The sequence below is a fragment of the Lysinibacillus sp. NPDC097231 genome (assembly GCF_044761885.1).
Taxonomy (GTDB): Bacteria; Bacillota; Bacilli; order Bacillales_A; family Planococcaceae; genus Lysinibacillus.
The window spans coordinates 1-13,228 of sequence record NZ_JBIWDH010000010.1; the positions used below are offsets into that span (position 1 = coordinate 1).

The 13,228-nt window shown below is 36.1% G+C and carries 8 protein-coding genes, 1 pseudogene and 1 riboswitch; of the genes and pseudogenes, 8 read left to right on the forward strand and 1 reads right to left on the reverse strand.

The features are described from left to right. Window positions 1-311 precede the first annotated feature (311 nt). The 5 genes from ACIQXF_RS08250 to ACIQXF_RS08270 all read left to right on the forward strand — a co-directional run bounded on the left by ACIQXF_RS08250 (window position 312) and on the right by ACIQXF_RS08270 (window position 5,747). On the forward strand, window positions 312-752 hold the full coding sequence (locus ACIQXF_RS08250; protein ID WP_402781305.1) for a cell wall hydrolase: 441 nt from the start codon (window positions 312-314) through the stop codon (window positions 750-752). Window positions 753-1,298: 546 nt separating this feature from the next. After that, window positions 1,299-1,406, forward strand: a riboswitch (SAM riboswitch). Window positions 1,407-1,515: 109 nt separating this feature from the next. Continuing rightward, entirely contained in the window at window positions 1,516-2,796 is a 1,281-nt protein-coding gene (locus ACIQXF_RS08255) for a Na+/H+ antiporter NhaC family protein (protein ID WP_402781308.1), read from the forward strand. A 368-nt stretch (window positions 2,797-3,164) separates the two neighbouring features. Beyond that, a complete protein-coding gene (gene bshB2 / locus ACIQXF_RS08260; RefSeq protein ID WP_402781311.1) occupies window positions 3,165-3,845 on the forward strand; it encodes a bacillithiol biosynthesis deacetylase BshB2 in 681 nt (226 codons plus the stop codon). Between the two features lie 193 nt (window positions 3,846-4,038). Continuing rightward, window positions 4,039-4,677, forward strand: coding sequence for a GntR family transcriptional regulator (locus ACIQXF_RS08265; RefSeq protein ID WP_402781314.1), 639 nt, complete (start codon window positions 4,039-4,041; stop codon window positions 4,675-4,677). Window positions 4,678-4,697: 20 nt separating this feature from the next. Next, window positions 4,698-5,747 carry a 2,3-butanediol dehydrogenase gene (locus ACIQXF_RS08270; RefSeq protein ID WP_402781317.1) on the forward strand — a complete coding sequence of 350 codons (1,050 nt, stop codon included), beginning with the start codon at window positions 4,698-4,700 and terminating at the stop codon, window positions 5,745-5,747. Window positions 5,748-5,942: 195 nt separating this feature from the next. On the opposite strand, the gene ACIQXF_RS08275 is transcribed toward ACIQXF_RS08270, so the two are convergent. Continuing rightward, the gene (locus ACIQXF_RS08275) at window positions 5,943-9,677 is read right to left on the reverse strand and encodes a S8 family serine peptidase (RefSeq protein ID WP_402781320.1); all 3,735 of its coding nucleotides are present in this window, start codon (window positions 9,675-9,677) and stop codon (window positions 5,943-5,945) included. A 312-nt stretch (window positions 9,678-9,989) separates the two neighbouring features. Between ACIQXF_RS08275 and ACIQXF_RS08280 the strand changes: the two are divergent. The 3 genes and pseudogenes from ACIQXF_RS08280 to ACIQXF_RS08290 form a co-directional block, all read left to right on the forward strand. Next, window positions 9,990-10,145 (forward strand): annotated as a pseudogene (locus ACIQXF_RS08280) (IS3 family transposase); the annotation flags it as partial. Between the two features lie 210 nt (window positions 10,146-10,355). After that, the gene (locus ACIQXF_RS08285; protein WP_402781323.1) at window positions 10,356-11,372 is read left to right on the forward strand and encodes a hypothetical protein; all 1,017 of its coding nucleotides are present in this window, start codon (window positions 10,356-10,358) and stop codon (window positions 11,370-11,372) included. A gap of 284 nt (window positions 11,373-11,656) precedes the next feature. Next, window positions 11,657-12,952: an S-layer homology domain-containing protein gene (locus tag ACIQXF_RS08290; RefSeq protein WP_402781326.1), complete on the forward strand. Its 1,296-nt coding sequence runs from the start codon at window positions 11,657-11,659 to the stop codon at window positions 12,950-12,952. Window positions 12,953-13,228 lie beyond the last annotated feature (276 nt).

Sequence of the window (13,228 nt, forward strand, 5' to 3'; positions counted from 1 at the left end):
GAAGTTTTATTTCTAAATCTAGCGGTAAAACAACTTGATTCATGTTATAATTTTTAAACATAAGGACACTTCTTTCTGATTGGTTATGGTTTGGTCACTTTAATTTTATCAGAAGATGTCCTTTTCTTTTTATCAAAATTTTTATGTTTAAATACAAAGCCCGAGAAATTTTACTGTTCGTAAAATTTCTCGGGCTTCTTTGTTAATTATTGAGGTTTTGTCCCAGCCTCTTTTAAGTTGTTGCTGCGGTTAAAAGTTCAAATGGCAATAATGCAGGCTTTTTTTTCATACTATATCTTGGAGGTGAAAAAATGCCAAGAGTAAAATACATTGATAATGACATTTCCTTAGTGGCAAGGATGATGAGAGCTGAAGCGGTAGGTGAAGGAAACCAAGGAATGCTATATGTTGGCAATGTCATTGTGAATCGTGTTATAGCAGATTGTCCAGACTTTAAAGATTTAAGAACGATTAATGATGTCATTTATCAGGTACAGGGAGGAAATTATTCTTTTGAAGCTGTTCAAAAAGGGAATTTATTTTACCAAAGAGCTCGATCTTCCGAAAGAAGATTAGCCAAACTGACTTTGGATTATTGGAGACAGCATCCAGCGAAATATGCATTATGGTATTTCAATCCATACGCACCATGTCCTCCAACATGGTACGGTCAACCTTTTACTGGTCAATTTAAAAATCATTGCTTCTATGAACCAGCACCTGATACATGTGAAAGTGTTTATACTGGATAGGGAGCCATTTTGCATTTTTGGTAATAACCTTTATTAAAAGAGAAACTTATATTCTAGTCACTTTCCTTTCTTAAATAGAGGCTTGAACAATCTCTATTGTAGAACTGAAAGTGACTTTTTTTGTAAAGCAGCTAGGGCGTTTTCTTAGTTATATTGTAAGTTGAAATGAAATAAGTAGCTAACTATCATGCTTGTTGCATCCTCTTTTTATTTATAGGACCCACCCCCCTTTGTGAAGAACACTAATATAACAGACAAATGCTTCTATATCAGCATTTGTCTGTTATTTATTATCTCTAAATAAAAAAGGAAAGTATTAAAAATATCGTGCTTTGAGAAAAATTTATTGAACAGTATATTTACTCTAAGTCTTTCTCTTTTTTAACGCTATATTTAGTACTCCATGGATCGGTCCTCTCTTTTTTTCAGTGATGGCCTTAACGAGGACCTTTTTGTGAATTTTTTTACGGTTTACTTAAAACACATTGCAAATATAGATTATTTATTATAGGATAATACTATTGTGCAAAAAAATAATAGTTTTTCTTCTTATCAAGAGAGATGGAGGGACTGGCCCTACGAAATCTCGGCAGCGGAACTTAGTGACTAAGTTACTGTGCCAAATCCAGCAAGCAATGGCTTGATAGATAAGAGGAGTGTTTTATAGATATAAGACCTCTTCTTGTTGTTTCAAGATGAGGTCTTTTTTTAGAAAAAAATGGACAAACTATGCTGTCCATTTTTATTTTTTGGAGGTAGAACAATGAAGAAAGAGAATCCATGGGCGCTGATCCCATTTGTTGTTTTTTTAATTTTATTTATTGGTTCAGGGGTTATTACAGGTGATTTTTACGCCTTCCCCGTCATTGTTGCTATTGCCATTTCGGGCGCTGTAGCTCTGTCGATGAATCGAAAAGAATCGTTTTCGCGAAAGGTTGATATTTTTTGTAAAGGCGCAGGAAATTTAAATGTCATGCTGATGGTTGTTATTTTTCTCTTGGCTGGGGCCTTTTCAGAGGTAGCAAAAGGCATGGGGGCAGTGGACTCCACTGTTAACTTTGCTTTATCAGCCGTTCCGCCAAACCTGCTTGTCGTAGGCTTATTCATCATTGCCTGCTTTATCTCCCTGTCGATGGGGACATCGGTAGGAACGATAGTTGCGCTGGCGCCAATTGGAGTTGGGATAAGCGAATATACCGAATTTTCCATGGCTTTAGTAATGGCAGGGATTGTTGGTGGTTCAATGTTTGGCGATAATTTATCCTTTATATCAGATACAACCATTACTGCCGTTCGTTCACAAGGCGCACAAATGAAAGATAAATTTAAGATGAATTTTTGGATTGTGTTGCCTGCTGCGATTGTAACAAGCATTATTTTGGGGCTTATTACAATGGGTGGAACGGCACAAGTAGAACATTTAAGCTATAGTTGGATAAAAATTGTTCCCTATGTTTTCGTGATTGTTTTTGCGCTAGCAGGAATGAATGTTTTCCTTGTTCTGGCATTTGGCATTGTGCTAGCCGGGGTTGTTGGCTTAGCGGATGGTAGCTATCAATTAATGAGCCTTTTGCAAAAGATTGGCGAAGGAATGTCAGGTATGTATGAAATGGCATTTCTTGCAATATTAATAGCTGGCATGGTGGAAGTTATTAAGTTTAACGGAGGAATTGACTTCCTGCTTCGCCTTGCAACACGAAGAATTAAATCGAAAAAAGGTGCTGAATTTAGCATTGCCGGCCTTGTTGGCCTAACAAATTTATCTACGGCCAATAATACCATTGCTATTTTAATTGCTGGTCCGCTTGCAAAAAATATTGCTGACCAGTATGGAATTGAGCCAAGAAAGTCCGCAAGTATATTAGATATTTTCTCCTGCACGATCCAAGGTCTTCTACCATATGGAGCCCAATTCCTGGCAGCCGCAAGCGTAGCCGGAATATCGCCAGTGAGCATGTTGCAATACTCATTCTATCCAATCTTGATAGGAATTTGCGGAGTCATCGCCATTCTTATTGGATATCCGGCAAAAAAAACTGCATGAAATTACTGATTTTACATTGAAATAATCCAATTGTTTTGAAATGAAGATTTATCAAAACGATTGGATTTTTTATTTGAGATTATTCATTTTTTGTAAATATTAGTTAAATGGTTGGTAAAAGAATTGAATAAATGGATGATGATAAAATTAGGAGACCTATTATAATAATAATACACACCTTAATTTTCATTTGATGAAAATCTATAAGGGATGAACAAAAACAATGGATGCCGATTTTCAGTTTAAGGTGCTGAAAATCGTGTAGTGAAATGAATACAAGTTCATTTTGCTATTTTAGAAAAATTATAATTTATAGAGACAATGGAAAATAAAGAATCTAAGTTGAATGTATGTAGGAGTTGATATTAATGAAAAAAGAACGCCATGTCCTTGTTATATTCCCTCATCCTGATGATGAGTCATATTGTGTACCTGGTACTATTTCGTCCTATATTGAAAATGGAACCCCTCTTACCTATGTGTGCTTAACACTTGGTGAAATGGGACGTGGTCTGGGGAATCCTCCTTTTGCTACACGTGAATCTCTAAGTACCATTCGGGAACAAGAGTTGAAAGAAGCTGTCAAAATTTTAGGAATTAAAGATGTCCGTATGATGGGATATCGAGATAAGACCCTTGAATTTGAAACACCTGGAAAACTAAAAAAAATGGTACAACAACTTATAGAAGAATTGAATCCTACATTAATCATCTCTTTTTACCCTGGTTATGCCGTTCACCCGGATCATAATGCAACAGGTGAAGCAGTCGTAGAAGCACTAGCGGATATGCCAACAAGTAAACGACCAACGTTTCATGCATTTGCCTTCTCCAATAACCATGAAGCAGAGATTGGTCCTCCCGACATTTTAAATTCAGTCAAAAAATACGCTTCACGAAAACTTGATGCGCTTGGTGCACATGCATCTCAGTTTGGTGTAGCAGTTAAGGAGATGGAGAGAAAGTACCTAGAAGGTGTGCCTGAAATTGTAGAATGGTTAGAAATCGAGCCGTTATGGATATATCCATTTAAGGATGCTAATGAGTAACCGTGACTGCTATTCTCATGTACTGTTAAATTGTTGGAACTGGCAAACTAAAGCAAAATAATTGAAAGCAACGAAATTTCATATTAAAATAACATATAGATTATCGATAATCTATAATATATAACATTTTTACTAGCCACTCTATACACCCAGCTATTAAAATAAAGAGATATAAATTTATTGGAGTGGTTTGATGGGATTTAGTGAAAATTCAATTTCAAAAAAAACAATTGCAGAACAAATAGCAGAGCAATTATTATTTCGCATATTTTCAGGTCATTATGTACAAGGTCAGCGTTTGATAGAATCGGAAATCGCAAAAGAGCTACAAGTAAGTCATGCACCTGTCCGAGAGGCTCTATATCTTTTACAAAAAGATGGTGTAGTTGAAAAAATACAGCATAAAGGTGTAAGTGTTAAAATCATTTCGGATCAGGAATTGAAGGATTATTTAGAGACGCTTTATCACTTGTTGGATATTGCACTTACAAAGTGTGAACCAAAATGGAATGCCGATTTACAAAATGAACTATTACTTCGTTTTGAAACCATGAAACAAAGAAAGTCCGTTGAAAATATTTACGAATATGTTGTATCGTTTGCCCACTTGTTAGAATTGTTTTTTGTTATTACAGAAAATATTGCGATGTTACGTTTCTTTAAAGAAACCATATTTGTTACAAATGTAGCAGCACAAACTAAATGGAAAATGAATCTAGTTGAATCCTATCATATGTCCATTCATACGTTTATCAAGTGTATAGAAGCCTCGAATTTTGAACATGCACGAACGGCTATTAAAGGTGTTATTTTATGGCATCATTTTAATTAAATTGTTTGGGGGCAAGGTATATGAAAGCAGCAGTTTGGCATGGTGTAAAAGATATTAGAGTTGAAGATGTTGAATTACGAGCTTTAAGAGAAGATGAAGTGAAAGTAAAAGTAGCATGGGCCGGTATTTGTGGAAGTGATTTACATGAATATCAAGAAGGACCAGTATTCATACCTGTTGATCAAAAAGCGGATTTAACTAAAGAAATTGCACCGCTGACAATGGGGCATGAATTTGCTGGTGTAATCGAAGAAGTTGGTTCTATGGTTACAAACTATAAAGTAGGAGACCGTGTGGTAATCAATCCTACATTAACATATAGAAAGAAACATGAAGATCTAGATCGCTATGATGGATTTAATTTCATCGGATTACATGGAGATGGTGGGTTTGCAACATATGCTAACGTACCTGAATCAAATGTACATCGTTTAGCTGACAACCTAACATTACAAGATGGTGCTTTAGTAGAACCGATGGCTGTAGCTGTACAAGCTGTTAAAGATGCTGGAGTTACTTTAGGAGATTCAGTTGCAGTTTTCGGTGCTGGACCAATTGGATTATTAACAGTAATCGCTGCTAAAGCATCTGGTGCAAGTAAAGTCATCGTGTTGGATTTATCTGATGATCGATTAGAAAAAGCGAAAGAATTAGGTGCAACCCATATTATTAACTCTGGTAAAGAAGATCCTGTACAAGCAGTTCGAGCTATTGTACCAGATGGGGTGGATGTGTCCTTTGAAGTTGCTGGAGTTGCGCCTACTTTTAAACAAGCTATTGATGTAACAAAAGCACGTGGTAATATGATGATTATTTCTATTTTTGCGAGACCAATCGAGTGGAATCCAATTCATCTTACAAACACTGGAGTGAATGTCTTATCTTCAATTGTTTATACACCAACAATGTTCCAAAGAACAATTGATGCAATGAGCACTGGTCAACTAAATCCACAAGGAATAATCACAAGTCAAATAAAGTTAGATGAAATCGTTGAAAAAGGTTTTGAAGCGTTAACAAACGACAAAAACCAATCCAAAATTTTAGTCGAATTAAGTGGAGTAAAATAATCAACAATAGAGTAAATTTAAATCTAACCTTAAAAAAAGGAGTATGGCTTATATTTTAGCCATGCTCCCTTTTTTGTGATATTATGGCAGCTGCTCATATTGGAAAGTAACAATCAAGAACGAATATGTCACAGTTAGTTTAGTAGGAGATAATTTTTTTAAAGTGATTTCTCTTTTTGCTTGAACTAAAATTAATTATAACTCGACCTCGATTATTTCATTGCCATTGCCATTACCATTACCATTACCATTACCATTGCCATTGCCATTGCCATTGCCATTGCCGTTGCCGTTGCCGTTGCCATTGCCATTGTCATTCCCTGGCTTTACAACCAACACATCAAATGTTAGTGTGTGCTCACCATACGTTACCGTAATCGTCGTATTACCTTGACCTTTTCCTTTTACAGCCCCTGCTTTTACAGTAGCTATTTTATCATTCGCTACTTCGTAGGTTGCAAGCCTTGTAACATCTTTTTCTGTTGTTTTACCATCAAAAGTAGTTACTTCAGTAATCTTAACTGTAACTTCTTTACCTATTCTAGTTTCAACCTGAGCTTGGTCAATTACTAGTGTTACTATTGGTACTTCTACAACAGGTTCTTTAACTGTAACATTTATAGTAACTTCATTATCACCGTATGAAATAGTAATTGTAGTCGTGCCCTCACCTACTGCAGTTACTAATCCATTTACTATTGTTGCAACATTTTCATCTCCAACAACATAAGTAGCTTTTGAAGTTACGTCTTCCTCTGTTGCACCACCTTCTGCAGGTGTTGACGTTTCTGTTACCTTAAGTTGTGCAGATTCTCCAGCTGTTAGGTCTAGCTCAGTTGGATTTACAGAAAGTGCTACTACTGGTTCTACTACATCTTTTTTATAAATCATTGCTTCACCAACATTCCCGGCAGCGTCATTAATTATGACTGATACAGCATTAGTTTCTGCTGTTATTGGGAATGTGAAGCTACCGTCTTGATTTAATTCAAAAGCAACCGGCGCTTGTACTTCGCCATTTACCGTCGAAATATAGGAAGCTTTTAATTTATCATTTAAATTGTAATTTAAACCGTATAAATATAACTCTTTATTGTAGTCGATATACTTATCTGTTACCTGTCCTGTAGCGACACCTTTAGCTACTGAACCAGTAATTTCTGGTTTAGTCGTTTTCACGACAATTGGTCCAACATAATCGGAAACTACTCCTGTTGCTGCAAGACCGGTGAAGTCAATTGTATACAACCCATCTGGAATCGTTGTGGCAGGTTTTGTTCCCCATGGTTTGTACTGCCCGCCAATATTCAGCGTGTAAGAGCCTTTTCCTAGCGCAGTACCTGCATGTAGATAACCAATGTAACCATCTCCGTATTCCCCACCTTCAGGATTCATAATATCCCAAAGCTCGATATAGTTAGTTGTTACATCTCCAGTTAATGTGAATGAAAGTACAGCTGAGTCTTTCACTCCATCTCCGTTAAAGGATAAATCTGTTTCTGTAATCTTAAAATCTTTAAGTTCAGTTACTGCCGCGCCGCCAAAGTCAGCTGCAAATGGCAATGAAATTTCTGTAGCTCCGCCGTTGATGTAAATATACCCTAGTATTTCAGAGCCGTTTGGTGCCGTAGCTTGTGAAGCAGTTAATGTAATATTTAAAACTTGCTCGCCAACTAGATTAAACGTCGGCTGATCTACTGTAACAGTTGCATCACCGAATGTTTTTGTCACATCAATTGATACGTTATAATTGCCGCCGTTCCCTTTAATATCTTTTACTAAAACTTGTTTCGTTACAGAAATATCTCGGTCTTTAAGTGGTTGTGGACCGAAAGTAACTGTACCTTTCAAGTTTTCTGAAACTGCACCAGTTCCATCTAAAATTGCGCTATCAATTGCATAGGCAAGGATTTCCGGATGAACTGCTGCATAAGCATTTACACGCCCTGCACCCTGAGAAAACACATCGTATTTTGTTTTATCTAAAACCTTTGCTGTATTAGAAAGCGCCACTTTTACATCGAACGCGTTCCAATCAGGATTTGCTTGTTTAACTAATGCAACAATACCTGCAATATGCGGTGTTGCCATAGAAGTTCCTGTTTTACGACCATATGCTTCCCCATAATCTGCATCAGGGAAATCTTTTTTATACATTGGAATCGTTGACATAATGTTTGTTCCAGGTGCACTTACATCTGGTTTAATATCAAAGTTTGGTGTAGATGGTCCACGTGAACTTGAAGAGTATATGTCATCTCCCAGTGAATTTGTGGAAGCAAATTTACTAAAACTTACTTTTCCGGTTCCGCCTGCTAATGCAGCGCGAATTGTAGCGCCATCCGTTTGGGACATATCAAATGTTGGCAAAAATTCAAATGAATCGCCAAGGAATGTGCCTGAAATGTCCGGTGCATTCGTTCCACCAGCAAAGTTATGAATAATTGTTGCGACTGCTCCATTTGCCTTTGCATTCGCAATTTTATCAACGAATGCGATACTGCCACGAGAAATCAATGCCACTTTACCTTTTACATCAATTCCTTCAAAGTCTTTTACTTCCCCGTTTCCAGGAACAGCAACTAGGTCAAATTCTCCTTGAAGCTGTGTTGCTACGTTTTTCCCAAAAGTCGTTGCCATTAATGGAAGCTGTTTTGTTAAATTGTAATCGCCAACTGTAACATTCACTTCCCCGTTATACATTGTTTCAGGATACGTTGTGTTACCAACAGCAATTCCTAAACGAGAGGTTGCAGGCGTGCCCATTGTTCCGCGATTTGGACCATCGTTCCCTGTTGCAATTACTCCGATTGTTCCAGCCATCATTGCATTATTGATAGCAAATGAACCAGCATCCGTTTCAGAGTTAGCTCCCCCGCCAAGTGAAAGGTTGATAACGTCCATATTTTCTATAACAGCAGTTTCAATTGCTTTAACAATACCAGATGAAGCTCCACTTCCGTATGCCCCAAGAACACGGTAAGCATAAAGGTCTACTTTTGGAGCAATCCCTTTAATACCGAATTCGTTAGCTCCGATTGCTGCAATTGTTCCAGCAACATGTGTACCGTGAGACGTATAGAATGCGCTTCCCTTTTCATTAAATTCAGGTGTCCCGACTGGACGCTCCGAAGGCAATGTTTCCGATGCATCATCATCTGCTCGTGGCTTCGTGTAAGTTGCTGAATTCGGAATGAAATTTTTTCCGCCTTTGTAAATTCCAACGAACTCAGGGTGATCTACATCAATACCAGTATCTAATACTGCTACTTTTATTCCTTGTCCTTCAAATCCTTCCTTCCAAAGCTGTTCGATGCCAAGGAAAGAATTACTTGTATTCATTTGAGCTTCTAATGGATCTTCCTTAATAAGTTCCGATGATTTCATCGTATTATCTTCTGATGCGTAAACAATTGCATCAGGTTCGATTAATGTAATTCCTTCTACTGTAAGCAGTTTCGGGATATCATCTGCTTTCACAGTTGCCGCAAAACCGTTTAAAACAGTATCAAATGTGTATCCTTGAGTCATCTGAACTTTTTTAGTAGCTAACTCTTTTTTAACTTTTGCTTGTTGTGCTTTTACATTTGAACGAACTTCATTTGCTCGGGCATTAGAGAATCTTTGGCCTTTGACTTCACTTATTCCTTGCTCTAGTGCCACAGGCTTTTCAGATAAATGAACGATGACTGCAACATCTTGATTACCTGATACATTTTGTAAGCTTTCGTGAAGAGTTGGACCATCTTTAGACAAGCTTAACTGTTCAGCGATAGCCGCCTTTAGTTGAATCATACTTTCACTTTGACTATCCTGCTTGAATGGTTTCGATTCTTCAGCACTAGCACTTGACAATGGAACCAATAGAGAAAGCACCAAAACGAAAGCAAGAATACTACTTAAGAACTTCATAAGCTTAAACTTTTTCAAATCTCATCTCCCTCTCTGCCTTTAGTTGACACACTTTCTGTTCAGTGTGATATTTCCAATTTATCACAAATTAGCCAATACTAATATCAGAATATTCTAACATCCCAAAATATTGATAATTAGTATTAGTTTATCAAATATAGAATAAATCTATCTTCCTAGTAACTTAATAAAAAAGTAGCACTTTCAAATGAGAAATGACTGGCAGTAATTCATTAATTTCTTCAATTAATCCTGGTTTAGTAAAGGAGTTTAGTGAGAGATTTCGAAGTATCGATATAAAAGAAAATGTAAGTAGTATACATCATTTAGGCGATTTATGAAGAATAAAAGGGCCTTTTGGCTATCACTGTATTTGTGACGAGCTAGTTGAATCGTGAGCAAAATGTGAATCATAAAAAAGTGCAACGTATCACGAAAGAGCAGAGATTAAAGTGTGTTGTACGTATGAAAAAATATATATCCTTTAATAGATAAGATCTTAAGTCTACTAAATAATAATTTTGATATGTAAAAAAAACCACCTTTACTTTATTTATCCTACTCTATAGAATAAAATTCATAGATTATTGAATGATAACGAAGGAGAGATACAGCAGAATGTCCTATAAAAGATATATTAAATCCAGCCTAAAAGGTGTAGTAATGGGTTCGTTGGTTATAAGCTTATACTCACAAATGGATGAGAAGGTAGCAAAAGCAGAATCAAATGACTTTGTAGAAACCTTAACTTATTATGAGGGCACACAAGCAAAACAGGTAGCTGCTGTAAACACAAAGGTAAAAGCACCATTAAAGAACGTAAACAAAAGCAGTAACACCAAAAACCCAAACCAAGCACCGCCAAAATACGAGCACACAAAGTATGATTACTCAAACCTACACGGCAGGTTCGACACATCCAAGAAATTCGCATATAACGGCATCAAGGTATCCTACAAGAATCACACATACAACGTCAAAAACCAACAAGAGTACGATGAGGTCATGAACTTCGTCAACAAGATGCTAGCTGGTAAGACTCTCACTGACGTTTTAAAAACTAAAGTTGAATATTATAACTTGGACCTAGAATATGATTTACAAGTACTAGAGAAATACATGAACGGGGAAATTGAAATCATACGTGACCGCAACAACCCCGCAGCTCGAACGAAGGAAAATTCAACAGCTATCGGGTATAGTTCAGAATACAAGGAATTACTTGATAATGGTATTTCTTTCGAAACGCTTTCAAAATATATAGCAGCTTCATATTATGTTGAACACTTTATGACAGAGAGTTATAGCCTTGCAGGACCCCCTAATAGTGCACACGACTATTTCATCAAAAAGGATGTAGATTGTGACGCAACTGCTTATGCCCAGCAGGTTCTTTGGGACACCTTAGGGTACAATACGGCCGTTGTCACTTCACCTGCGCTACAACATGGGTTTTTAATTATTGAGTTAGATGGGGTATGGTACGCTGATGATTTCTATGGTGTATATAAATCGGGAGTAGCGGTTTTCGATAAAGTTTTCAAAGGAGACAGCGTCAGCTACGCCCCTTGGAATCCTGAATCGTTATCTGAATTAATGAAAATCAATGGGGTTCCTTCATCGAGTTACAAAAAATACATCATCAACGGAAAAGAATACACGTATGAAGAGGCAAAGGCTGCGGGGATTCTTGATCTTTGGGGTGGGAACTAAAATCCCAAAGTATTCCAAACCGACATAGGGGTACTCGTCCTTAGATACCTCATCAGGATCCTTTGACAAAAAGTCCAATGTCTTAAGTGTGAATAAGCACCCTAATATGGTATTAAACGCATTTTGAGAATTATCTAAACTACTGCTTCATTGTATTTTCGGTCATTTTCAACATGAACAATACGGCAAGTATATCAGCCTGCAACTCTTTCATTTATACCTGACCCACCATTAATGTTTATTTTATATTTTATTCTACACAATATTTTCTATCGGAGGATACTATGCTAAAAAAATTATTACCCGTTTTAATTTTAACAGTATTTATTTTTAACATCCCAGTTGCATTTGGTTCGACATTTAAAGATGTCCCTGCCACCCACCAAAATTACCAAGATATCGAATTTCTATCGAGCAATGGGATTATTAAAGGTTATTCAGACAACTCATTTAAACCCAATGGGACTGTAACAAGAGCTCAAGTTGCTATAATGATGGCACGAGCATTAGAGTTTCCCACATCTAAAGTGACCAATCCCGGTTATAAGGATGTTCCTGAAAATCATCCAGCTTATAAAGAAATATCTACAGCAACAAATTTAGGCCTATTTACAAAAAAACAATATTTTAAGCCAAATGACCCTATTACAAGAGGTGAAATGGCACAAATATTAGTAAATGGGTTTAATTTAACAGCATCAACTATTACCACTCCTTTTAGTGATGTTCCATCTTCCTATGAATATTCTAAGCATATTTCAATTTTATATTCTTTAGGCATTACAAAGGGGTATGAAAATAAAACGTTCAAACCAAAAAACTCATTAACTAGAGCGCAATTTAGCGCATTTTTAAATCGAGTTATGCAAAGCAATAATACTACAGAAATGATTGATAAAAATGATACTCAAAGCTCAGTAAAACCAAATAATCCTAATCTAAAAATCTTAAACGTTGAAACATTTAAAGAAGATTATTTACTTATATATTTTAATGAACCCAACTTTTCTCAATATAGCATTAAAATTGACGGAAAAACTGTTAATCATGTAACGCATACGGAACTTGAACCAATGACTGTTCATAAAGTATATTTGAATCAACGTTTTATTGGATCACATGAAATCCAAATAAACATATTAGAATCGGAAAAACCAAATTCATCTCATAATCAAAAGATTAATTTTAAAAAAGATTCAGCAAAGCCAGTAATTGAAAAAATGGAATTTCAAGAAAACCATCATGGGACAACATACTTAAGAATCTATTTTGATAAAGATATAAGTATTCCTGAAACATTACAAAATTTATCTTTTAAATTTAAAAAAACCGATAATATCGCAAGTAATATTAGAGGTAACGGATTGATGGATAAATCTGATATTGTTCCAATTGGAAACATGTTTAGTTTCGTGTTCGGAATAGGAAAAAATGAGTTACCTGTAGAGTACTCACTAATTGCTGAAGAGGATGTATTATGGACTGATTTATACGGAAACAAAGGGCCAAGAGAAATTCACATAAAATTTGATGCGAAAAGTTTAACAGAATTTACTTACGAAGTTGAAGAGGTATACTAGTTAAATCAAAGTTAGCAATTTAATGAGTGGGGTTATTCAATATAAAACCTCACCTAATAAAAATAAAAATGGGACAGACTTAGAATCATGAACTAAAACTAAGCTGTCCCTTTAAATATGAATGACTTCTACTGCTTCAATTTCTTTTACTTCATTACATAAAATCCTGCTAACGCTTCAAGCGCCACATACATATCTGCATGTACTTCGGTTTACAACCAACGATTTCTTGAGTCATCTTGATGTCGTCTATCAACTCAATAATTCTAACCACAA